Source organism: Microbulbifer maximicatervae (SeqCode), from assembly GCF_052467225.1.
The window spans coordinates 1,036,269-1,060,221 of the sequence record NZ_CP174303.1 but is presented as its reverse complement, the minus strand read 5'-3'; the positions used below and the strand labels follow the sequence as shown (position 1 = coordinate 1,060,221).

At 52.3% G+C, this 23,953-nt stretch carries 20 protein-coding genes; 8 read left to right on the top strand and 12 right to left on the bottom strand.

The features are described from left to right. Positions 1 to 49: 49 nt before the first annotated feature. On the top strand, positions 50 to 1,351 hold the full coding sequence (locus ACJJIZ_RS04675; protein ID WP_444915356.1) for an O-antigen ligase family protein: 1,302 nt from the start codon (positions 50 to 52) through the stop codon (positions 1,349 to 1,351). Continuing rightward, complete coding sequence (locus tag ACJJIZ_RS04670) at positions 1,351 to 2,694, top strand: UDP-glucose dehydrogenase family protein (protein ID WP_444915355.1); 1,344 nt, start codon at positions 1,351 to 1,353, stop codon at positions 2,692 to 2,694. Before ACJJIZ_RS04675 ends, ACJJIZ_RS04670 begins: the two co-directional genes overlap by 1 nt. 52 nt (positions 2,695 to 2,746) lie before the next feature. On the opposite strand, the gene ACJJIZ_RS04665 is transcribed toward ACJJIZ_RS04670, so the two are convergent. The 3 genes from ACJJIZ_RS04665 to tfpB form a co-directional block, all read right to left on the bottom strand. Next, entirely contained in the window at positions 2,747 to 3,700 is a 954-nt protein-coding gene (locus tag ACJJIZ_RS04665) for a branched-chain amino acid transaminase (RefSeq protein ID WP_444895899.1), read from the bottom strand. 59 nt (positions 3,701 to 3,759) lie between these two features. Next, positions 3,760 to 6,603, bottom strand: a complete 2,844-nt coding sequence (gene glnE / locus ACJJIZ_RS04660) for a bifunctional [glutamate--ammonia ligase]-adenylyl-L-tyrosine phosphorylase/[glutamate--ammonia-ligase] adenylyltransferase (protein ID WP_444915354.1) — start codon at positions 6,601 to 6,603, stop codon at positions 3,760 to 3,762. Positions 6,604 to 6,772: 169 nt separating this feature from the next. Continuing rightward, positions 6,773 to 8,548 carry a type IV pilus assembly ATPase TfpB gene (gene tfpB / locus ACJJIZ_RS04655; RefSeq protein WP_444915353.1) on the bottom strand — a complete coding sequence of 592 codons (1,776 nt, stop codon included), beginning with the start codon at positions 8,546 to 8,548 and terminating at the stop codon, positions 6,773 to 6,775. Between the two features lie 146 nt (positions 8,549 to 8,694). Here tfpB and ACJJIZ_RS04650 point away from each other — a divergent pair, with 146 nt between their 5' ends. The 6 genes from ACJJIZ_RS04650 to ilvD all read left to right on the top strand — a co-directional run bounded on the left by ACJJIZ_RS04650 (position 8,695) and on the right by ilvD (position 16,201). Beyond that, positions 8,695 to 9,372 carry a TIGR00153 family protein gene (locus tag ACJJIZ_RS04650; RefSeq protein ID WP_444915352.1) on the top strand — a complete coding sequence of 226 codons (678 nt, stop codon included), beginning with the start codon at positions 8,695 to 8,697 and terminating at the stop codon, positions 9,370 to 9,372. A gap of 10 nt (positions 9,373 to 9,382) precedes the next feature. Further along, positions 9,383 to 10,657, top strand: a complete 1,275-nt coding sequence (locus ACJJIZ_RS04645; protein ID WP_282930993.1) for an inorganic phosphate transporter — start codon at positions 9,383 to 9,385, stop codon at positions 10,655 to 10,657. A 182-nt stretch (positions 10,658 to 10,839) separates the two neighbouring features. After that, positions 10,840 to 11,718: a carboxylate/amino acid/amine transporter gene (locus ACJJIZ_RS04640; protein ID WP_444915351.1), complete on the top strand. Its 879-nt coding sequence runs from the start codon at positions 10,840 to 10,842 to the stop codon at positions 11,716 to 11,718. Next, positions 11,696 to 12,859, top strand: a complete 1,164-nt coding sequence (argE, locus tag ACJJIZ_RS04635; protein ID WP_444915350.1) for an acetylornithine deacetylase — start codon at positions 11,696 to 11,698, stop codon at positions 12,857 to 12,859. Before ACJJIZ_RS04640 ends, argE begins: the two co-directional genes overlap by 23 nt. 59 nt (positions 12,860 to 12,918) lie before the next feature. Then, a complete protein-coding gene (gene argA, locus ACJJIZ_RS04630) occupies positions 12,919 to 14,241 on the top strand; it encodes an amino-acid N-acetyltransferase (RefSeq protein WP_444915349.1) in 1,323 nt (440 codons plus the stop codon). Positions 14,242 to 14,368: 127 nt separating this feature from the next. Further along, entirely contained in the window at positions 14,369 to 16,201 is a 1,833-nt protein-coding gene (gene ilvD / locus ACJJIZ_RS04625) for a dihydroxy-acid dehydratase (protein ID WP_444915348.1), read from the top strand. Between the two features lie 42 nt (positions 16,202 to 16,243). Here ilvD and ACJJIZ_RS04620 read toward each other — a convergent pair whose 3' ends face one another. The 9 genes from ACJJIZ_RS04620 to ACJJIZ_RS04580 form a co-directional block, all read right to left on the bottom strand. Next, positions 16,244 to 16,888 (bottom strand): energy transducer TonB, encoded by a 645-nt coding sequence (locus tag ACJJIZ_RS04620; protein WP_444915347.1) that lies wholly within the window; start codon positions 16,886 to 16,888, stop codon positions 16,244 to 16,246. Between the two features lie 226 nt (positions 16,889 to 17,114). Then, positions 17,115 to 18,467 carry a tetratricopeptide repeat protein gene (locus tag ACJJIZ_RS04615; protein ID WP_444915346.1) on the bottom strand — a complete coding sequence of 451 codons (1,353 nt, stop codon included), beginning with the start codon at positions 18,465 to 18,467 and terminating at the stop codon, positions 17,115 to 17,117. A 14-nt stretch (positions 18,468 to 18,481) separates the two neighbouring features. Further along, complete coding sequence (locus ACJJIZ_RS04610) at positions 18,482 to 19,099, bottom strand: energy transducer TonB (RefSeq protein WP_444915345.1); 618 nt, start codon at positions 19,097 to 19,099, stop codon at positions 18,482 to 18,484. A 5-nt stretch (positions 19,100 to 19,104) separates the two neighbouring features. After that, positions 19,105 to 19,506, bottom strand: coding sequence for an ExbD/TolR family protein (locus tag ACJJIZ_RS04605; RefSeq protein WP_444915344.1), 402 nt, complete (start codon positions 19,504 to 19,506; stop codon positions 19,105 to 19,107). Positions 19,507 to 19,618: 112 nt separating this feature from the next. Then, positions 19,619 to 20,146, bottom strand: a complete 528-nt coding sequence (locus tag ACJJIZ_RS04600) for a MotA/TolQ/ExbB proton channel family protein (protein ID WP_444915343.1) — start codon at positions 20,144 to 20,146, stop codon at positions 19,619 to 19,621. Positions 20,147 to 20,160: 14 nt separating this feature from the next. After that, positions 20,161 to 21,531: a MotA/TolQ/ExbB proton channel family protein gene (locus ACJJIZ_RS04595; protein WP_444915342.1), complete on the bottom strand. Its 1,371-nt coding sequence runs from the start codon at positions 21,529 to 21,531 to the stop codon at positions 20,161 to 20,163. After that, a complete protein-coding gene (locus ACJJIZ_RS04590; RefSeq protein WP_413663573.1) occupies positions 21,528 to 22,310 on the bottom strand; it encodes a DUF3450 domain-containing protein in 783 nt (260 codons plus the stop codon). Before ACJJIZ_RS04590 ends, ACJJIZ_RS04595 begins: the two co-directional genes overlap by 4 nt. Before the next feature lie 287 nt (positions 22,311 to 22,597). Then, positions 22,598 to 23,107: a dihydrofolate reductase gene (locus ACJJIZ_RS04585; RefSeq protein ID WP_444915341.1), complete on the bottom strand. Its 510-nt coding sequence runs from the start codon at positions 23,105 to 23,107 to the stop codon at positions 22,598 to 22,600. 9 nt (positions 23,108 to 23,116) lie between these two features. Then, the gene (locus tag ACJJIZ_RS04580) at positions 23,117 to 23,950 is read right to left on the bottom strand and encodes a thymidylate synthase (protein ID WP_444915340.1); all 834 of its coding nucleotides are present in this window, start codon (positions 23,948 to 23,950) and stop codon (positions 23,117 to 23,119) included. Positions 23,951 to 23,953: the final 3 nt, after the last annotated feature.

Genomic DNA, 23,953 nt, shown 5'->3' with positions numbered 1-23,953 from the left:
TTTCCGCGCACCTAATACAACCTTTTCTATTTGGCCGACAGTTGCACCTATGCCTGAACTTGGAAGTACTTTAAATAAGCTTTCTCAACCCGTTTACCGTCAGCAAAGCTCATTGTGGATTTCAGGTCTGCTTAAATGGGCCTTTCTGGGGCTATTTCTGCTGGTATGTGGCTTCTATATTTTTCCCAAGGTTTCAGGGATACAAACCAGTTTTTACCTGACTTTATTGCCCACAGCCTTTTTACTGCTGGCATGGAGAAAGAGTTATCACTTCCTGCTCTCTTGGCAATTTATAACCTTTTGCAGCCTCCCAATCATACTAGCGCTATCAACCCTGTGGGCCTCACCTGACACCGCTGACGTTTACAGGCAACCTGATTACTATTGGAAATTGGTGTTATACCTGTCTCTATTTTACTGTGCGACCTACTTCCTACTGGAACAGTATGGCGACACTATCCTCCATCAGCTGTTACTCGCACTTATTGTGATTGGGCTGCTATCTGGCATTGCTTCATTAGTTGCTTATGCCCTAGAGGGGAGCCTACAAGATCTGCGTCGGATTGGAGGTATATCTCTAGAGGGCAATATTGATAAAACAGGAATGCTGTTCGGCTTCCACGCCCTTTTTTGCTGCTACGGTCTCTACCAAAAACCCCGTATTTGGCGCTGGCTATCAGGAGCAGGTTTACTCACCTCCTGTATCTATATAGTTTTGTCACAAACCAAAGTACCGATTGTTATGGCGGGCTTCTCAATCTTTTTGGTTGTATTCGGCAATCTTTCACGACTGCTAAAGATACTCGTTGTTGTTGCCATAGTTTGTGTGCTGCCCCTGGCCTACTTTACGCTGTATGGTGATCTGCCTCTTCTACATCGGGGTAGTGCCTATTCCGTTCGCATGACACTCTGGCAAAAGACATTTGAAGAGTTCCTGCAATCCCCACTGTTTGGTCAAGGCCTAGTGCACAAGAAGTTTATCGAGCTAAACAGAATGGTGCCCCATCCACATAATTTCCTCCTGGATATCGCACGCTTCAGTGGGATATTGGGGGTGGCCGCTTGTGCCTGGCAAGGACTCTCAGCCCTGTGGACAGTGAGATCCAAAGAGAGGCTTCTGAGCTGGATCCCCGGTTTGTACTTCACCTGGTTCCTGTTCGGTATATTGGCAATGCTGACATACGCCCAGCAACCTTTGGCAAAACCCAATTATATTTGGTTCTTTTACTGGATTCCCCTAGCTATTCTGCTGGCGCGAAGTAATCTTGAAAACCAGATCCCGGGGCAGTGTAAAACTTTCCCAAAAAGCAATCCTCAAAACAGTAACCGTCGAGAGATAGAGTCACACTGATGAATGTAACCGTTTTTGGCACCGGCTATGTGGGTCTGGTGCAAGCAGCAGTTTTAGCTGAAGCTGGCAATAAAGTAGTTTGTATCGATATAGACTCGGATAAGATCGATCGTCTCAAGCAGGGTGTTATCCCTATCTATGAGCCCGGCCTCGAACCTATGGTGAAAAGCAGTATCACCAACGGCAATCTGTCCTTTTCAACCGATGCCGCCTACGGCGTAGAACACGGTGAATTGATCTTTATTGCCGTAGGTACGCCCCCGGATGAGGACGGTTCGGCGGACCTTCGCCATGTGTTGACTGTCGCCAGAACCATTGCCAAACACATGGAGTGCAAGAAATACATTATCAATAAGTCCACAGTACCCGTGGGGACTGCCGATAAGGTGCGGGCTGCCGTTGAGGAGGAACTCGCCAAACTGGACCGGTCTGATCTGCCATTCGATATTATTTCCAACCCTGAATTCCTCAAGGAGGGCTCGGCGCTCAATGACTGTATGCGCCCGGATCGAATTATTATCGGCACCTCCGAAGAAGAATCAGAGCAGAAGCTTCGCCACCTGTACGCACCATTTAACCGAAATCACGAAAAAATCCTGGTGATGGACGTTAAAAGCGCGGAGCTGACCAAGTATGCCGCCAACTGCATGCTAGCGACCAAAATCAGCTTTATGAACGAGATGGCAAATATTGCCGATAAAGTTGGCGCTGATATTGAAGCAGTTCGGGCCGGAATCGGCTCAGACCCACGAGTTGGTTACCAGTTTATCTACGCAGGTATCGGCTACGGTGGCTCCTGTTTCCCGAAAGATGTGAAAGCCCTGATTTCCTCGGCTCAACAGCTGGGCATTGCTGCAGATATTCTCGCCGCCGTGGAATCCCGCAACGAGCGCCAGAAACACTATCTCGCCGAAAAAATACAACGCCATTTTAACGGAGATATTCAGGGCAAAACTTTTGCGCTCTGGGGCCTGTCATTCAAACCCAATACAGATGATATGCGCGAAGCCCCAAGCCGTGTGCTGTTAGCTCGATTGTGGGAGCAGGGTGCGAAAGTACGAGCATTTGACCCTGAGGCCATGGAGGAGTGTCAGCGAATTTTTGGCGATCGCGAAGACCTGACCCTTTGCGACTCCAAGACAGAGGCTTTACAGGGTGCCGACGCCCTGATTGTCGCGACCGAATGGCAACAGTTCAAATCTCTTGATATCGATGAAGTAAGCAGTGCTCTCAGTGCCCCGGTTGTGTTTGACGGACGCAACCAGTACGAACCAGAGGAAATGCGCGAGGCAGGCTTTGATTATTACTGCGTAGGGCGCCCGGACACCACCAGCTCTTACTAAGTAAGCCTTACTTAAAATAAAAACCCGGCATCTGCCGGGTTTTTATTTTCTGTCATGCTATTCGCATCTTTACTTCTGCCTGGCCCGCTACATCACTGAGCCAACCCCGATGCGCAGCACTACGCCCATGTACCACATCAAAATAAAGGTTTTGCAAACGACCGGTAATAGGGCCGCGACGACCACTGCCGATAGAACGCCCATCCAACTCACTAATGGGCAATACTTCCGCCGCTGTGCCAGTAAAAAACGCTTCGTCAGCGATATAGACTTCGTCCCGAGTGATACGCTTCTCTAGCACCCTATAGCCGCACTCCCGTGCCAGCTCAATAACTGTATCTCGGGTAATTCCATCCAGGCACGACGTCAGCTCCGGGGTATAAATAGTCCCATCGCGAACAATGAAGACATTTTCTCCACTACCCTCAGCAACATAACCCTCGGGGTCCAGTAATAACGCCTCCTCGCAGCCATTGCGCACTGCCTCCTGTAACGCCAGCATCGAGTTTATATAGTTACCATTGGCTTTCGCCTTACACATGCTGATATTCACATGGTGTCGGGTGTATGAGGAGGTATTCACCTTAATCCCCTGCTCCAACGCCTCGGGGCTCATGTAGCTGGGCCACTCCCAGGAAGCGACAATCACATGGGTTGAAAGATTTTCTGCGCGTAACCCCATTCCCTCTGACCCGTAAAATACCATTGGTCTCAAGTAAGCTTGGCGCAAGTTATTTTCGCGCACCACAAGCCGCTGAGCTTCATTCAGCTCATCAGTGCTGTAGGGCATTGGGATATTCATTATTTTTGCAGAGCGAAACAACCGACGGGTGTGCTCTTGCAAACGAAAGATACTGGTGCCGTTACCGGTTTCATAAGCCCGTACGCCTTCAAACACCCCCATTCCATAGTGCAGGGTATGAGTGAGGACATGCACCCGGGCATCGCGCCAGGGAACCAATTCACCATCAAACCAGATAACGCCGTCGCGGTCGGCAAAAGACATGGGTAACTCCTACAAATCCTGAAAAACAGTTTAATCGGGCAGCAGGTAGAAACCCGGTGTTAACCGAGTAATTGCTGCCAGTTTGTTTGAACGGTCTTTCTTTCCGCTGTGAATTGGTCATCGCTCACAATCCCTGGCAGTTGTTGTAGTGCCAGGCGATGACCTTCAGATCGGTAGGCTTTGTAGGCGTCGATCAGATGTCCGGCTTGTTGGGCCGGCATCAGGCCTGCGTCAATTAGACTTTCGAGAATGCGAATATTATCGGTATACCGCACGATCGAGGGCGAAATTTTTGCCCAGGCCAGAGCAGCATATTGAACCATAAATTCAATATCGACAATACCGCCCTCACCGTGCTTTAGATCAAACTTTTTATCGTTGCTCTTATCGAGGTGCGCACGCATTTTATTGCGCATTTCCACCACCTCATCACGCAATTTATCGCTCTTTCGCGACTGGCAAAGCAATTTCGTACGCAACTGTTGAAACGACTCACTCAGGCGGAGACTACCGGCGACAGATCGAGCTCTCACCAGCGCCTGATGCTCCCAGGTCCAGGCACTCTCCCTCTGGTATTTTTCAAAGGCAGCCAATGAAGTCACCAAGAGTCCTGAATTACCCGAAGGGCGCAGTCTTGTGTCTACCTCATAAAGAGGCCCGCTCAATGTACGGGTTTGCAATATGTGGATAAGTCGCTGTGCTAGTCGGGTAAAAAAGCTCAGGTTATCAATACTGGTTTTACCGTCGGTAACCTGCATCGCATCTGCATCGTGCACAAAAACAATATCCAGGTCAGAACCGTGGCCAAGCTCCAACCCCCCCAGCTTTCCGTAGGCGATAATGGCAAAGTGCATATCCTCTGCCGAGGCCCCCGCAGGCACACCGTATTTATCCACCATCTGTGCCCAGGCGAGTTGCAATGACTGCTGCAATATCGCCTCTGCCAACCAGGTAAGGGAATCACTGACTTTCATCAAAGGCAGGGCACCATTCACCTCTTGTGCCGCAATGCGCAGGCTTTGACTCTGTTTAAAATATCGAAGCGCCTCCATTTGCAATTCCAGATCTTCAGGATCGATCCGCAACAATTCGAGACGCAGCTCATTGGCAATATCTGCCGCCGTAGAGGGTGCCAGTAACCTGCGGGAATCCAGTAACTCATCCAGCAGAATTGGATGGCGCGCAAGTTGCTCAGCAATCCACGGACTGGCACTACAGAGGCGCACCAGCTGGTTGAGCACGGGGGGATTTTCATTAATCAGGACGAGATAGGCACTGCGACGCAGTACTGAGCGCACTAAAGGTAAAACACGGGTTAGCACTAACAAGGGATCAGCCTGTAACCCTGCTGCGGCCAGTAGCGTAGGCATAAATTGGTCTAGGCGCGCACGGGAAGAAGCAGGTAGTGCCGCAACCATTGTTGACTGGCACAGCTCCTTTAAGTGCTCGAGTGCCTGCGGTGGAGGAAGAAACCCTGCACTTTCCAAAATCTGCAAATTCTCTTCATTCGCAGTTTCATCGGCGCAACTTGCCCAGAGTCCCTGCCACTCTTCAGCCACACTGGGGGCGGCCATCTCCTCTGGTGGAGCGATTACAGTATCGAACTCCCGCTCAACTAAGGAACGAACATCGACCAGCTCACTCTCCAATTGCTCCCAATTATCGCGGCCCAGGGCAAATGCCAATTTTTCCCTTTCTTCCTCCTCAGCTGGGAGCGCCTGTGTCTGCTGATCCCGGTATGCCTGAAGAGCGTGTTCAACTCTCCGCAGCAACAAATAACAATTGGTCAGTTCACTGGCCACTCCCGGTTCAACATGGCCATCACTTTCCAAAAGGGGCAGTAGCTTGAGCAAGCTGCGCTCGCGCAGCGCGGGTTCGCGCCCTCCGCGAATTAACTGGAATGCCTGGGCAATAAATTCCAACTCGCGTATGCCGCCCCGCCCAAGTTTGATATTGTCCGTTAAACCGCGAGCGCGCACTTGCCGCTGTATCAAGGCTTTCATTTCACGCAAAGCATCAATAGCACTGAAATCGATATAGCGGCGATAAGTAAATGGGCGCAACAACTCCATCAGCTCTTCAGAAAACGCCTCCCTGCCAGCAACAGGGCGAGCTTTGACCATGGCGTAGCGCTCCCATTCACGCCCCTGAGTCTGGTAATAGTCCTCCAGAGCAGCGAAATGGCTTACCAGGGGACCACTGTCACCATAGGGACGCAAACGCATATCTACACGAAAAACAAAACCATCCGCATTGATTCCATCCAACGATTTAATCAAACGCTGGCCAAGTTTTTGGAAAAACTGCTGATTTTCTACACTCTTTTCGCCATCGGTATAACCAGGCTCAGGGTAGGCAAAAATCAGGTCAATATCCGATGAGAGATTGAGCTCCCGGGCTCCCAATTTGCCCATCCCCAACACCACCATCGACTGACTATCGCCGGCTCTACTACGAGGCTCGCCATAGCGATCCACTAACTTTTCATGGTGCCATTGCATCGCCGTGCGAATAGATAGCTCTGCCAATTCACTGAGGCGCAGACATGCCTGGGGAATATCCCACTGGTCGGCAAAATCGCGAAATATGACCTCAGCTGTTGCCCGGTTACGCAATAAGCGCAATTGAAGATCTAACTCCTCATCACTTTCTATGGTCGGGAGGGTGAGCCCAAGATCTTGTTTAAGTAACAAATCCCGTAAAAGCTCTGGGCGGCGACAGCACTGTTGATAAAAAAATTCTGAACCAATTAAGCTCCGAGCCACTCCTTGCGCAAGCAATGGCTCTGCCAGCAAGCTCTCCACCTCAACAACAAGCGCGGCCTCCGTCAGTCCACACCAGTCATGCCAAAGTGACTGAAGTTGAGCGCGGATAGGTTTTGGGCACGGAATGTTGTCAAACATGAGGGGCAATCCTTGGTGCGAATATCAGCGGGCAATTCTGCCTAGCTATCGGCATTCCGATAGCTAGCGGTGGTATCGGATAATGATGAGTGGCCGAGCAAGCCCTCCTATAAGGTCACTTCACTGGCCTCTACATCTTCAAACAGTTATCTCAGAGAGGCCACCCAAGCTAGAAAGCGATATCCGGCGGTGGGGCCACCCTCAATACCTCTGCCACAGTAGTCAAACCCGCCGCTACTTTTTTCGCACCGGAAAGCCTCAGACTATTCATACCTTCGCGCATCGCCTGGCGCCGCAGTTGCTGTAGATCACAATCGGAGGTGACAATAGCTTGTACCGACTCGCTAAATGGCAGGATTTCATAAATTCCCTGACGCCCACGATAGCCCGTATTACGACATTCCAGGCAACCTTCCGGCCGGTAGACTTTCTCCGGCAACGGCGCTCTCCAGGGTCTCACCAGAGACTGCCAATCGGCCTCTTCAATTTTGTCCTCCTGCTTGCAACTGGGACATAGTGTCCGTACCAAGCGCTGGGCCATCACCCCGAGAATGGTGGACTTCAATAAATAATGCGGCAAGCCCAGGTCCAATAAGCGGGTAACCGCTGTTGGAGCGTCATTGGTATGTAGGGTTGAGATAACCAGGTGGCCTGTCAGTGCCGCTTGTACCGCCATCTGAGCAGTTTCCAAGTCGCGAATCTCGCCCACCATGATAATGTCTGGATCCTGGCGCATCAGGGTTCTGATACCTGCAGCAAAATCAAAGCCAATAGCATGGTGAACCTGAGTTTGGTTAAAGCTCTCTTCCACCATTTCGATAGGGTCTTCAACGGTAGAGACATTCACCGCACTAGTCGCCAGCTGCTTGAGGCCTGTATACAAAGTGGTGGTTTTTCCCGAACCGGTAGGACCGGTGACCAGTACGATACCATTGGGCCGTGACAGCATCGCCTGCCAGCGAGCCAAGTCATCACCACCCAGTCCCAGGTCGGAATAAGATCGCGCGAGAACCTCTGGATCGAAGATCCGCATTACCAACTTCTCGCCAAAGGCTGTGGGAAGTGTGGAGAGGCGCAACTCCACTTCGCTGCCATCTGGCCTTTTTGTCTTGATACGGCCATCCTGAGGTTTGCGTTTCTCCGCCACATTCATGCGCCCGAGGATTTTCAGGCGACTGGTAACCGCAGCATTTACCTGGTCTGGAAGCTCATGTATCGGGTGCAATACGCCATCGATACGAAAGCGAATACGTCCCACTTCCCGGCGTGGTTCAATATGGATATCACTGGCGCGCTGGTCAAAGGCGTGCTGCAACAACCAATCGACGATATTGACGATGTGTTGATCGTTAGCTTCAGGGTCCTTTAAGGCGCCTAACTCCAGCAACTGTTCAAAATTATTTGCCGCTGAGGTTCCCTGAAGGCCGCTTGCGCCAGAGATTGAATTGGAAAGGGAGTAAAATTCGACGCAATGTCGCTTGATATCGGCCGGATCAGCCACCACACGGCGAACTCTACGGCCGGTGGTATGTTCCAGCTGCTCCTCCCAGCCATGGGTAAACGGTTGAGCTGTCGCCACCAGAAGCTCTTCGGTACTCGCCTCGACACAGAGGATTTGGTGGCGCTTAGCAAATTGAAAGCTCATCACCTCGGTGACAGCGCTCACATTAACCTTCAGAGGATCAATATGATACAAGGGGTGGGAAGAGCTCTCCGCTAACCAGGCACTGAGGGTTTCACTATTGAGCAGGCTACCCGGTTGCTTGCGGTTGGCCAGGTCACAACTGGCGATATAGCTGAGCGGGTGCATCTGGGCCTGTTCTGCTGTCCGCGGAGTCCCGACAATGCGGTTGGCATCCTCTCGGCTAATAAAGCCCTGCCCCACCAAATCTTCCAGTAATCCGCGCAGTTCCAGTATGCGGTCTGCAACTCTGCTCTCTGCCATTGGCAACCCCTTTATTCTCATATGGCGACGTTGCATTGTAGCCCTATCATCAAGCTGTGAAAGTGCGCTGTTAACGCACTGTTACGAAGTTGCCCCGATTGGGGTACCATGCCGCCGTTTTCGCATTCTGAGCAATGGAGCTAACCATGGCCCTGTCGAATATTGCCAACTTATTTGGCCGCTCTCCGATTAAGCCAATCGAGAAGCATATGGCTACGGCCCACGAGGCATCGGCTGACCTGATCCCCTTCTTTGAAGCACTGATCAAAGGTGACCTCAAAGAGGCAGAACAGATCCAACTGCGCATCTCCGCATCGGAGAATCGCGCTGACGATATCAAGAGAGACCTGCGTCTGCATCTGCCGGACAGCCTGTTTATGCCAGTGTCCAGGACCGACTTGCTGGAATTGCTGCATGCCCAGGATGAGGTAGCCAACACTGCCCAGGATATCGCTGGTCTGGCTGTAGGCAGGAAGATGCAGATTCCCGCATCTCTCCAATCCTTGATGACCACCTTTGTGGAGAGCGCTGTCGCCACCTCTGCACAGGCACTGCGCGCGATCAACGAACTGGACGAGTTGCTGGAAAGCGGCTTTGCCGGGCGCGAGGTGGATATCGCCAAACGCATGACCGAAGAGCTGGATGAACTGGAGCGCAAGTCAGACAAGCTTGAAGTCGAAATTCGCGCGTCGTTGTTTGCTATTGAGAAAGACTTACCTCCGGTGGACGTTATGTTCCTCTACCGGGTTATTGAATGGATCGGTGAACTCGCCGATCGCGCCCACAGCGTGGGCAACCGATTGCAGTTGTTGTTAGCACGTTAGGGGGTTTGGCGTGGAAATTATTAGTCAATACGGCCATATATTATTGATTTTGGCCTGTGTGGCAGGCTTCTTTATGGCCTGGGGCGTCGGTGCCAACGACGTAGCCAACGCCATGGGTACCTCCGTAGGTTCCCGTGCACTGACTATCAAGCAGGCGATTGTTATCGCCATGATCTTTGAATTTGCCGGCGCCTATTTGGCAGGCGGAGAGGTTACCGCAACTATCCGCAAAGGCATTATCGATTCTGAAGTCTTCGCCGCCCAACCGCAACTGTTGGTATACGGTATGCTTTCGGCACTGCTGGCGGCGGGCACCTGGCTGCTGGTAGCCAGTATTCTCGGCTGGCCGGTATCCACCACCCACTCTATTGTCGGCGCAATTGTCGGCTTCTCTGCGGTAGGTATATCCCCAGATGCAGTGGCCTGGGGTAAAGTGGGCAGCATCGTGGCTAGTTGGGTGGTCTCCCCGGTTCTCGCGGGCACCCTTTCTTTCCTGTTATTCCGCAGTGTCCAGCGCCTGATCCTAGATACGGAAGACCCCTTCAACAATGCCAAGCGCTACATCCCCTTCTACATGTTTGCAGTGGGCTGGATGATTGCCATGGTGACCCTTACCAAGGGCCTCAAGCACGTTCTTAAAGATGCCAATATCCAGCTCAGCTTTATTCAGGATGCCGGTATCGCCGCCCTGGTGGGCCTTGCTGTCGCCGGTATCGGAGTCACCATGCTCAAGCGCGTCCAGCGCGACCCGGCAGCTGAAGCTGAAAACCGTTTCGCCAACGTCGAGCGCGTATTTGCGATCCTGATGGTCTTCACCGCCTGTGCCATGGCCTTCGCTCACGGCTCCAACGATGTCGCCAACGCCGTTGGTCCTCTGGCTGCCGTAGTTAACACCATCCAGAGCGGCGCTATCACCGTTAAATCCACTATGCCTTCCTGGATATTACTGCTCGGCGGTATCGGTATCGTGGTGGGCCTGGCGACATACGGCTTTAAGGTAATGGCCACTATCGGTAAGAAAATCACCGAGCTGACCCCGAGCCGTGGCTTCGCTGCCGAGCTGGGTGCGGCCTCCACCGTCGTACTGGCATCTGGTACCGGCCTGCCAATTTCCACGACTCACACTCTGGTGGGCGCGGTATTGGGTGTTGGCCTCGCACGGGGTATTGGCGCACTGAACCTGCGTATGATCACCACTATCGCCGCATCCTGGGTAGTCACCCTCCCAGCGGGTGCAGGTATTGCGATCCTGTTCTTCTACTTCTTCAAAGGCTTGTTCGGCTAAAACCGAAGCAGCACACAGAGCAGATCAGCAAAGGGGGCTAAAGCCCCCTTTTTTATGCCCCTCATATCCACCACTTTAGTAAGGCTCCCTGTCGATATCTATTTCGCTCCTCTGGCATTAATATTTAGGGCAATAAACTGGGCCGAGCCCGCCGACCAATCTATGCCTGCGAATTCACCCTGATGCCATTACTGTTGTTTGTCACTCTTCTGTGGGCCTTTTCCTTCAGTTTGATAGGCGTCTACCTGGCCGGACAGGTGGATAGCTATTTTTCCGCAATGACACGGGTGCTCCTTGCCACAGCGGTATTTCTACCCATGCTGAAATGGAAGTGTTGCCCTCCCCGTACCGCGATACGTTTAATTGTGATCGGTGCTGTACAGCTGGGGCTGATGTACTTGTTTTACTACCAGTCATTCTTACTGCTCAGTGTCCCCGAAGTACTTCTATTTACTATTTTCACTCCCCTGTATATCACCGCCCTTGAGGACTTCCTTAACAAGCACTTTTCTGTCTGGAACCTCACTATCGCAGCCGTAGCCGTATTGGGAGCAGCCACTATTCGCTGGGGCTCTCCCAGTAACGACTTTTGGATTGGGTTTGCAGTCGTCCAGGGTGCCAACCTATGTTTTGCCGTGGGGCAGGTGGCATACAAGCGCCTGATGTCCAGAGAGCAAGGCCTCCTCCCGAGACAAACCTTCGCTTGGTTTTTTGTCGGCGCCAGCTTGATCACTGTTATTGCCTGGCTCCTGCTTGGGAAACCGCAGTACCCACAGGGCTCACAGCAATGGGGTGTTCTACTCTGGCTGGGATTGGTGGCATCAGGTCTGGGGTACTTTTTGTGGAACAAGGGTGCTACGCAGGTCTCTACTGGTACCCTGGCCGCAATGAATAATGCACTGATTCCCGCTGGCTTATTGGTAAATCTGTTAATCTGGAATCGGGATGCCGATCTAACCCGTCTCGCCCTTGGGGGAGGACTGATCGGAGCCGCTGTTATCTTGAATGAATGGCGCAACAAGAGTAGGGAAAGTCACCATGGCGAGTATCGCAGTACCTGACCTGAAGACCCAATTACATCAACTGATTGCCTGCCCCAGTGTCAGTGCAACCGATCCTTCCCTGGATATGGGTAACCGCCCGGTGGTTGAGCTACTGGGTGGATGGTTAGAAGGACTTGGTTTCAATGTAGAGATAATGCCTTTAAAGGGCTCTCCCAACAAAGCCAATATGATTGCTACTCTCGGCGGTAAAGGTGGTGATAGAGGCGGGCTCGTTCTATCCGGACATACTGATACAGTCCCCTTTGATGCGGGGCGCTGGCAATCGGACCCCTTTAAGGTTTTAGAGCGCGACAACCGCTTATACGGTCTCGGCACCAGTGATATGAAGGGTTTTTTCCCTCTGGTTATTGAGGCCGTGCAGACTTTTCTCGACAAGCCTCTACAAAAACCATTGATTGTTTTGGCAACAGCCGATGAAGAAACAAGTATGAGTGGTGCCCGCGCCCTGGTGCAGGCTGGCAAACCCCAAGCGCGCTACGCGGTAATTGGTGAGCCCACCGGGCTTCGCCCGATACGTATGCACAAAGGCGTTATGATGGAAGCTGTGCGTATTACCGGGCAATCCGGCCACTCATCAGATCCCAGTTTAGGGGCCAACGCGCTCGAGGCCATGCATAAAGTTATCGGTGAGCTATTAACACTGCGAAAAGAGTGGCAGCAAAAATACAACAACCCCGGATTCGCCGTTCCAGTACCCACGATGAACTTAGGCTGTATCCATGGGGGTGACAATCCCAATCGGATCTGCGGCCACACAGAACTCCAGTTTGATATTCGCCCGTTGCCAGGAATGCAGCTTACGGACCTGCGGGAAGAACTAAACAAACGTATCCTTACCATTCCACAAGACAATAAAATTCAGGTGGAAGTGGCCTCTTTATTCCCTGGCACTGCGCCCTTTGAACAGGATGCCCATTCAGAGTTAGTAAAAGTCGCAGAACAACTTTGTGGCCATCCCGCTGAAAGTGTTGCCTTTGGTACTGAAGCGCCCTACTTGAAGAGTTTGAATATTGACACTATCGTGCTCGGCCCCGGCGATATTGACCAAGCTCATCAGCCGGATGAATTTCTCGCCCTGGATCGTATCAACCCTATGGTCAACATTCTGCGCGACTTGATTGGCCGCTTTTGCCTTTAATCTGCCTGCGACAGCCTCCGGGGCTTTAACACCACAAGACTTGCACACGGTAAGAATTAGTGAGCGACGATAACGCCTCCCTGAACTGGTTTCGCCACGCGGCACCTTACATCAACGACCTGCGCGGTCGCACTTTAGTAATTGGTATCCCCGGCGACGCTTTAGAGCACGCCAATTTCCGCAATCTAGTACACGATATGGCGCTGCTCGCCAGCCTTGGGGTTCGCTTGGTTGTTGTGCACGGCGCGCGGGAACAAATTAATCGAGCCCTGGATGAGCGCGGCATAGAAAATCGGTTTCACGAGAACCAGCGTATTACCAATCGAGAGACATTGGAGATTGTTAAGTCTGTCGTGGGTAAACTGCGCTTCGATATTGAAGCCGCATTTTCCCAGGGACTGCCAGACTCACCGATGGCGCGTTCGGCCCTCAAGGTAGTCTCGGGCAATTTTGTTACCGCCCGCCCCAGTGGCGTGCTCGATGGCGTGGACCTGGGCTGGACCGGCACCGTGCGACGTATGGACACCAGCACTCTGGAACAAAACCTGGATCAGGGTTCCCTGGTACTCCTTTCTCCCCTGGGCACATCCCTGACCGGGGAGCTTTTCAATATCAATTACCTGGATCTGGCCGCTGAAGCTTCCAGGGTATTGCGCGCCGAGAAACTAGTGCTATTCCGCGAACCTGAGCAACTCCAAGTGGACGGAAATTCGGTACACGAATTGAGTATTTTGCAGGCAGAGCAAGTTTCACCCAAGGTGCAAAGCGCAACTCTGCGCTGCGCCATTCGAGCCTGTAATGCAGGGATCGCCCGTACACATCTACTTAGCTTTTGTAAAAACGGCGCCTTAATTCAGGAGCTATTCCGCCGTGAAGGCGCCGGCACCATGATTTACCGGGACAGCTACGAAGTTGTGCGGAGAGCGCGAATTACCGATGTGGGCGGCATTCTTGGACTGATTCGTCCGTTAGAGAAAGATGGCGTTTTGGTACGGCGCTCCCGTGAGAAGCTCGAGGCAGAAATTGAACACTTCACGCTTGTGGAAGTGGATGGTACTCCAGTTGCCTGTGCTGCTCTGTATCCCATTAAGGATGATAGGGGCACTACCACAGCAGCCGAAGTTGCCTGCCTTGCCAGCCACCCAGAATTTCGCGGTGGCGGGCGTGGAGCCAAGCTGATGCGCCACCTTGAGAGGCAGGCGCAAACAGTCCAGGTTGATGAACTCTACGTCCTCACCACCCAGACAGAGCACTGGTTTATCGAGCAGGGTTTTGAGCAAGTCGGTATCAGTGAGCTGCCTACCGCGCGAAAGTCCCTGTACAACATTCAGCGCAATTCGAGAATCCTGCGTAAACGCCTGGGGAAAAGTCAGTCCACTTAGTCACAGAAATTTGAAATATTTATCCTTATTACTCCTTTGATGGGTAGTTTGGGCGCAAAAACATCCCAGGAAAGTCCATTTTTTGCTAAGCTGGCGCATTCATTGTTGCCAGCTGGAATCTGTGACTATGCCCCAATACCGCTCCCGCACCTCTACCGCCGGTCGCAATATGGCCGGAGCCCGCGCCTTGTGGCGTGCCACCGGTATGACGGACGAGGACTTCCATAAGCCAATCATTGCCATCGCAAACTCTTTTACCCAGTTTGTCCCCGGACACGTACACCTAAAAGATATGGGTCAGCTTGTCGCAAGGGAGATTGAACGCGCCGGCGGCGTGGCCAAGGAGTTCAATACGATCGCTGTGGATGACGGTATCGCAATGGGTCACGACGGCATGCTCTATAGCCTGCCCAGCCGCGAAATTATCGCTGACTCAGTGGAGTATATGGTCAATGCCCACTGTGCCGACGCCCTGGTTTGTATCTCCAACTGTGACAAGATCACACCGGGAATGATGATGGCAGCCATGCGCCTGAACATTCCAGTTATCTTTGTCTCCGGTGGCCCCATGGAGGCCGGCAAAACCAAGCTGGCTGACCACAAGCTCGACTTAGTAGATGCTATGGTGATCGCCGCTACAGATACGGCCTCCGACGAGGAAGTTGCTGAGTATGAGCGCTCTGCCTGCCCGACCTGCGGCTCCTGCTCAGGAATGTTTACAGCGAACTCCATGAACTGCCTGACCGAGGCTCTGGGGCTTTCACTCCCTGGTAACGGCACCATGCTAGCGACTCACGCCGACCGCAAGGAGCTATTCCTCCGCGCTGGCCGCGAGATCGTAACCCTGACCAAACGCTACTATGAGCAGGATGACGAAACTGCCCTGCCGCGCAACATCGCCAACCGCACAGCCTTCCGCAATGCCATGGCTCTCGATATCGCCATGGGAGGCTCCACAAATACCATCCTGCACCTGCTGGCAACTGCTCAAGAGGGTGAGATTGACTTTACCCTGGAAGATATCGACAGCCTCTCCCGTGAGGTTCCACAGCTGTGCAAGGTTGCCCCCAATACCGAGAAATACCATATAGAAGATGTACACCGCGCCGGTGGTGTAATGGCCATCCTCGGGGAGTTGGAGGCCGCAGGTCTTATCGACTCCTCGCTGCCAACCGCCTACGGTGGTTCACTCGCCGATGCCCTGGCGCGCTGGGATATTTGCCGCACGGACGACCAATCTGTACTGGAATTCTATCGCGCGGGCCCCGCAGGCATTCCCACGCAAACAGCTTTCAGCCAGGATTGCCGCTGGTCCACTTTAGATGCCGATCGCCAGCGCGGCTGTATCCGTTCTGCGGAGCACGCCTACTCCTCTGAGGGAGGGCTCGCCGTTCTCTTTGGTAACCTGGCCCCCAATGGCTGTGTAGTGAAGACTTCCGGCGTCGATGAGTCGCTGTGGAAGTTCGAAGGCCCCGCCCATGTAGTAGAAAGCCAGGAAGAGGCGGTTTCCAATATCCTCGAAGGGAAGGTCAGTAAAGGGGAGGCTGTTATCGTTCGCTATGAGGGTCCTAAAGGTGGACCTGGAATGCAAGAGATGCTTTACCCCACCAGTTATTTAAAGTCCAAAGGACTCGGTGAGCACTGCGCATTGATTACCGATGGCCGCTTCTCAGGAGGAACTTCGGGCCTCTCTATTGGACATGTTTCACCGGAGGCGGCGTCTGGAGGTAACATCGCTCTCGTGCGCAATGGCGATCTAATACGTATTAATATTCCAACGAGGAAAATTGAAATCGCTATTGAGGAAAGTGAACTCGATAAGCGGCGCCAAGAAATGGAAGAAAACCCCAATGGATGGAAGCCCATCGAAAAGCGCCCTCGTAAAGTCAGCAAAGCACTGAAAGCCTATGCCATGCTTGCCACCAGTGCAGACCGCGGGGCGGTGAGGGAAATTGACTGATTAAAACTGTTCTAAACAAAACGGCCCCAAAGGGCCGTTTTTTTATTCCGCTATTTTGTAACTGATTCGATTGCGTACCCCGTAGCGTTCCACTGGTTGGCCATTCTCCATTTGGGGTCGATACTTAAACCGTTCTGCCGCGGCTACAGCTGAGCGATCAAATACGCTCGTGGGGTTACCATTAGAGTCATAGCCCCCAACCACGCGAGCATCACGTACCGCCCCCGTTTTGGTTACCGTAAATTCTACAACGGCATACCCCTCTATCCCCCTGCGCAGTGCCGCATTGGGGTATCGCGGTTTAGCTTTATAAACTGGTAAGGGGTCGCGCGATATTTGCACCCCAGTAGAAGTGACTGGAGTGGGCGTACCAATCACCACATTCATCGTAACCGGTGCTACCTCAGTTTCCTCAACCCGCATCGTCGGCTGCTCCAGCACAGCTTGCGGCGGTGTAGGCTCCTCATAAGTTTGGGTAACAATCTCTTTTTTTGGCATATGTACCGGTTTTATCGCAGGCAACAAACTAACTTTGGGCTCCTCGATATCAGTAGCTACTAGTTGACTCATCAAAAAGATCAATCCAACTGTGATTGCAGCGGCAAAACCCAGACTCTTTGTGTAACCCGCGAGTAAATGTGGGGGGAAAAATAAGGGGTTGGAAATCGACTGGCAAGCTCTGTCCATAACACCTCTCCTATTATTGTTAGGGTGCGATAAGCGGCATTCATATGCCGAAAATGGAAAAGCTGATCAGCTGCCAGTAATCATTAGCCAATTTACAAAAAAATGCAAATAGTCTGTTAATACAGGTTGTATCAAAATTTTGTATCGGCATACGGCAGAAGGCAAGCATAAAAAAAGCCGCACATTTCTGTGCGGCCTTTTAAGAAACCTGGAAAGCGGGTCAGCTTTAGATGGCTAACTGCTCTTCACGCTTCTTTTCACCCTCAACAAAGGTAATCCACTGTTTGGCGAACTTCTCAGAGCGTTCATCTTTCAGTGCAAGCTTGAGGCTCTTTAACGATGAGTCATAACGCTTCAGGTTGGCATTTGCCATACCCATTACGATATGCAGTTGGTCAACCCGCTTGATACCGCCTTTTGCCAGGGCTTTTTTACCCATAGCGATGGCTTTTTCGTTCTGATCCAAATCCAGGTAAATACCGGCCAGGCGTGAATAGATCTCACCTTTATCGGAAAGCTGTGCAGCCGCTTCCAGCTGTGGAATCGCCTTTTGCAGCTCCTGTGCCATCTGGTATGCCTGGGCCAGGGTTTCCAGGTTTTTAGCCGTGCGCGGGATCTTCTTGTCTTGAATACCCTTGGCAATCACCTTGGCTCCTTTATAAGGCATTTCATGCCCCATAAAGAGATACCCCATATTCAGCAGATCTCTATCTTTCTCCAGTGCACCGGCAAGGTAAGCAGCTTCCATCATATGCAGCTGATCCTTGTCACGCTTGAGCTCACCGTACATGGCAGCCAGCGTTTTGTAGTACACCGGCTTAGGATAGTACTGCACCAGTTTTTCCAGAACAGCGGCTACGCTCTTGTAGTCGTTGCGCTCGAAATAAACGTACTGCTGCAATCCGTACCAACTCTCCTTGGGTGTTTTGCTCTCTTTCTCGTACATGGATACCGCGATATTGATATCCGCGAGGGCCTTGTCCTGGTTACCAGTCTGATTGTAAGCCTGGGCGCGCAAGGCATAGGAGTCCGCAGTGATGCGATCGGAGACCTTAAACCACTTGTTTAGGTAGTTAATCGCCTGCTTGTAATCCTCAGTGACAAAATACAGCTGAGCCAGTGTAAACAAAGTGCCTACTTCTAAAGCTACCGGCAGGTTTTTTTCACCCTGGTCCAGAACCTTTTTAAAGTAGGGAATCGCCTCTTTGTAACGCTCAGTGCTGTAGTAAACAACACCGAAAAAGTTATACATCTGGGCAATTTCATAGCCGTTGAAGCGCTTCTTAGCTGCATCCATATCTTGCAGTGCAACTAGTGCCGCTGCCCAATCCTCTGCATCCGCAGCTTCCTGGGCTTTTTCCAGCTTCTTATACGCCACTTCGCGCATCGCCGGAACTTTACGGGTTTTTTCTTTGCTCGGCTTTTTTTGTTCCTGCGCCTGTGCAGAGGCGAAAGGTGCTGATACACCCACCGCATCCAGCACGGTAACGCTGACCGTCGGTGCCAGAACCAAGGGTAGCGCTACTGACGTGCGCAGAGCGAACTTGGACAAACCTTTAGTGATGGTCGTCAACTTCATAGTGCTTCCCCTTTTTAGTCCTTAGCCATGTTAAAGCTGATCTTAGTCCTAACATTAGGAACCTCGGTCGGCTTGCCATCGACTACCCGCGGCTTGTACTTGTACTTCAGCGCGGACTTCAGAGCAGCCCGATTGAAAACCGTGGTCGGTTTACCTTGCAGCGTAAACGCCTCAATTACGATCGGGTCGCGTACAGAACCGTTTGTCGTCACTGTGTACTCAACGATTACATAGCCTTCCATACCGCGCTGTAGAGCGCGACGGGGGTACTGAGGCTGTACTTTTACGATCGGTAGGTAGTCACCTTCACCAAAACTGAAGCCAGACAGCTTAACCCCACCTCCTGCTTTCGGAGCGGCGATACTGATGTTGCCATCAATATTCGGCTCCTCAAAGTCGGGCTCCGGCATCTCCGGTGGCGGAGTCTCTGGCTCGTCTGGTTTTACCGGCTTGGCGGTGTCGTACTGTGTTTCAATCTTCGTCTCAGGCATCACCACATCGGCAACCTTGAACTGCTCCTTATCCTCTGGAGCCTTCATGTTTGCCGCAATCAGCTGATGCATGGTGAAGATGAGGCCAAAGGTTGTGGCTAACGCCAGCGTACCTGCCCCAAGAAGTCTTACCGGATTCATAGCTGTTAACTCTTCTCTGTAGCGACGGAAACTTTCTTGATACCAATCTTCCTGGCTGCGTCTGCAATCAGGGCAATCTTCTCAATACTTGCTCCCTTATCGGGCTGAATTACCAACCACCCTTTCGGGTTTTCCGAGTAGAGACGCTCCAGGACAATTCGTACCTGACGCTCATCGACCTTCTCTTTGGCAATCCAGACCTCGTCACTGTCGTTGATCGCTACCAGAATAGAGGCGGCCTTGAGTTCAGCGGTTGTCGCTTCCGGCTTCTCAACATCAGCACCCGGCTCCTTGATAAAGGTCGCAGTGACGATAAAGAAGATCAGCATGATAAACACCACGTCCAGCATGGGCGTGAGGTCAATTGCGCCGGCTTCTTCTTCTGCCGTATTTTGTCTTTTGCTCATAGCAACTCTCTTAGCGAACTTTTCCAGCGGGGGCTCGGGGAGCCCCCGGCGAAAGTATCTGGCTTGGCTAAACCTTCACAGCAAATAAGCTGGCTTATTCGCTGGTGGATGCTTAGTGATCCATTGTCAGATGATCTTCGAGCAGCTGGGTTTCACGCTCAGCTTTACGGGCGAGGTAGGTATTGGCAAATACACCTGACAGGGCCGCAACCATACCCGCCATTGTCGGGATAGTTGCCATGGATACACCACTGGCCATCTGCTTGGCGTCGCCACCACCTGTAATCGCGAGAACATCGAACACGTTGATCATGCCCCAAACCGTACCCAGCAGCCCAAACAGAGGGGCCAGGGCGACACAGGCTTGGATCATGTCCATATTGTCCTGAATTTTCTCGGATACCCGGGAAATCATTGCATAACGGATCTGGTGCGAACCCCAGGATTTGCGCTCACCGCGCCCCTCCCACTGGTCTACCGCACCCTGAACGTCACTTTTCAACCCTTTGTTAAAGTAGAAAATACGTTCAAAAATCAGCGTCCACATAAAGAAGGTCAGGCCGGCGATCAGGAACAGTACTGGCCCGCCCGACGCCATAAAGGCGTTGACGGCGGCCCATGCGTCATTTAATGCGTGCATGTTGCCGCCTCCTCTTATTTGCGCTCGGCGTTTTCTGCCACGATACCAGCACTCTGCTCTTCCAGAATGTGCAGGACACGCTTGGCACGGCCATTAACTACGGTGTGCATCAGAACGGTTGGGATAGCCACAACCAGACCGAGAACAGTAGTGATCAGGGCTGAGGAAATACCGCCGGCCATTGCCTTGGGATCGCCCGCACCAAAGATAGTGATCGCCTGGAAGGTGATGATCATACCGGTAACGGTACCCAGCAGACCCAGCAGCGGAGCAACCATGGCGATGATCTTCAGCAGGTTGAGGCCGGATTCGATCGCCGGACGCTCTTTCAGTACCGCTTCTTCCATCTTCAGTTCGAGGGTTTCACCGTCTACACCCTTGTTCTCTTCCGCAACAGACAGTACGCGGCCCAGCGGGTTATTGGTGTTCGGGGTAGAAGAGCGCAACTGTGCATTTACTTTGCCGCTAACACCGGTCAGAACGATCAGGCGGAAGATAGCCAGCAGCATTGCGAAGGCACCAACTGCGGAGATGATGTAGCCCACGATACCACCCTGGTGCCAGCGCTCTACGATGTCCGGGCTGTTGATCATGGCTTTCAGGTAGGAACCACCGGTAGGGCCAGTCGGGTCTACACCGAAGGCACTGAAGCCGCTGGTAGAAGCTTGCAGAGCTTCAGCCATGCCTTGGAACTTGGCATCCGGCTGACGGATCAGCTCAGCCATTTTGTAGGCATTGTTCATTTCCAGGTATTTACCGTTGGAAACCAGGTTGAAGTTACCTACACGAACCACTTCCTGCTCAGCTTGCTCGCCGTTGGGCTTGATCACAGTTGCGTTGAACTTAACGATCTTGCCGGACTCAACGGTTTCGCGCTGAATCTCAAACCACAGACGCTCGATCTCTTCGATAGTCGGCAGCTGGGTAGCACTATTCATTTTGGCCAGAAGACCATCGATGAACTCAGTACGGTTAGGGTATTGAGCGGAAACCAGAGAGGAACCGATATTGGCACGCAGGTCAGCAGCAGTAGAGGACATATGGCCAAACAGTTCCTTCAAGGAACCCAGGCGCTGGTCCAGTTGCTGACGCTTCTGATCAACAGCGACTTCCTGCTCCTGGTATTTCTTTTCCAGTTCAGCAGAGCGTTTTTCTTCAGCGGTGCGAGTATTCTTAGCTTGGTTCAGCAGAGCATTCTGGTTCGCCTTCTGACGGCGGAACTCAGCTTCACGCTGCTTGTGTTCTTTGGACTCGGCAACTTTGGATTGCTGAACCATTTTCAGCAGGTCGTCCAGAGAAGAGGCCTTCTCTTGAGCAACCGCGGAGAAGCTGATCAGGCCAGCTGCTGCCGCTACTAAAACGCGTTTGGCGAAAGAGGTTTTCATTGCGCTGCCTCCGGAGCCGGGATCGGCATGGTCATGATGTCGATAGTGGCCTGCTTCTTGGCAATTTTCAGACCGTTCATGAGAGCGCGGCGGTATTCACCAGCGTCGATCTCAACCCACGCTTTTTGCGCTTTGTCATATGCGAGGGCAATTTCTGCATCAGTAGTCTGAGCCAGCAGGGCGATACGGCCGATTTGCAGAACGCTCACCTCGCGCTCCTGACCAGCAACGGTCAGAGTATCGCGGTAAGAGTCGATCTTACGGGCGTATTCCGCTTCGAAGTTGTACAGCTCTAGTACCTGGCGGAATTTCTCCGCAACACTTACATCGGAACGGTCCATGGTGCTCTTAACACCGTTGAGGTTCGCCATACGCTCTTCGAGCTTGAACGGTGCGTCCAGCTCAATGAACTGCTCCAGACCTTCCAGCATACGCAGAATCAGCGGCTGAATCTGACGTTCAATGACAGTAACGTTGGCAATAGACTCGTCCAGCTCATTGATAACTTCGAGCTGGTTGGCCAGCTGCTTTTCCAGCTGACGGTTGTATACGCGCAGACCATCGATTTCTTTATTAACCACCTTGAAGTCCTGCAGCAGGCTGCTGGTTTCGTCGGCAATCTTGTCGATGCGTTTTTGCGATGCCTGGGCCGCAGTGGTTTTCTGCTGGCCGACGGCGAGTACGTTATCGAGAGTATCCGCAGTGGCTACGCTGCCGTAGAGCGCGCCGGCAGACAGCGCAGTGGTCAGCGCCACAGCCATGAATCGCTTGGTTTTCATTAGACCCCCCAGTGGGTTCAATATTTCACAACATGGTCGCGATGAGTTAGCTGCCACAACGCGGTGTCCTTTTGTTTTAAAAACATTGGTTAGAAGACAGCTAAGAGCCGCACATTGTAAACAGCCGATTTGATTATTCAAATGCCGATTGCCAGCATCGGCCCGCTTGGGTAGCAAGGTAACACTTGGGTAACATTCCCGGGTTACTTGCACACATTAGCGGCGACGTTCCTTGTGTAAGCTGTTGGAGAATTTAACAGATCGATCAACTTTTGATCAAATTGTTTTTATTTAAATCTGTCATATTGGACTAATGAGTAGTTGTACTCATTCCTGTCCGAGGCCGGGTAACACTCTCGTGCCGACTCGACCCATGAGTCATCCATGTCGGGAAAGTATGCATCCCCGTCGATATTTGCGTCAACTTCGGTGACATATAAGCGGGCAGCCAGAGGCAGTGCCTGACGATAAATTTGTGCCCCTCCAATAACCATCACTTCAGTGGCGCCGCTGTCCTTAGCGCAGCTTTGGGCCAGACTCAGGGCTTTATCCAGAGACTGGACCACCTCAACGCCATCCGCAACCCAGTCAGCATTACGCGTAATGACAATATTGACACGCCCCGGAAGTGGGCGACCAATAGACTCAAAGGTCTTTCGTCCCATTACTACTGGCTTTCCCATAGTGGTCCGCTTAAAAAACTGCAGATCGCCGGAGATGCGCCAGGGGAGTTCATTATCCTTGCCGATAGCACCATTGCGGGCAACTGCCGCAATCAAAGCAATAGAAACCGTCATTACTGCCCCTTAAACCGCTACAGGTGCCGGAATATGTGGATAGGCTTCGTAACCTTTGAGCTCAAAGTCCTCGAAGCGGAAAGAAAACAGATCTTTCACATCTGGATTCAAGTGCATTTGTGGCAGAGGCAGAGGGTCGCGCTGCAATTGCAGTTCGACCTGCTCCATATGGTTGGAGTAGAGGTGAGCATCACCAAAGGTGTGGATAAAATCGCCGGGCTTCAAACCGCATACCTGTGCCAGCATAAGGGTCAGCAGGCTGTATGAGGCGATATTGAAAGGCACCCCCAGGAAAATATCTGCGCTTCGCTGGTACAGCTGGCAGGACAACTTGCCATCAGCGACATAGAACTGGAACAGGGCATGGCAGGGAGCCAGGGCCATGCGCCCTTCACGAGCATTATCAGCAGGTGAAACACCTTCATCTGGCAGATCCGCAGGGTTCCAGGCACTAACCATCAGGCGCCGGGAGTCCGGGCGGGTTTTCAACTGGTGTACCAACTGCTCAATCTGGTCGATCTGGCGACCATCAGAAGTGGGCCAGGAGCGCCATTGATGGCCATATACAGGGCCCAGATCACCGTCCTCTGTCGCCCACTCATCCCAAATCCGCACCTTATTGTCCTGCAGATAGCGGATATTGGTATCCCCCTGCAAAAACCACAGAAGTTCGTGAATAATCGAGCGTAAATGGCACTTTTTAGTGGTGATCAGCGGAAAACCCTCCGCCAAATTAAAGCGCATTTGATAGCCAAACACACTGAGAGTACCAGTGCCGGTGCGGTCACCTTTAACGGTGCCGTTATCGCGCACATGGCGCATTAGATCGAGATACTGCTTCATCTA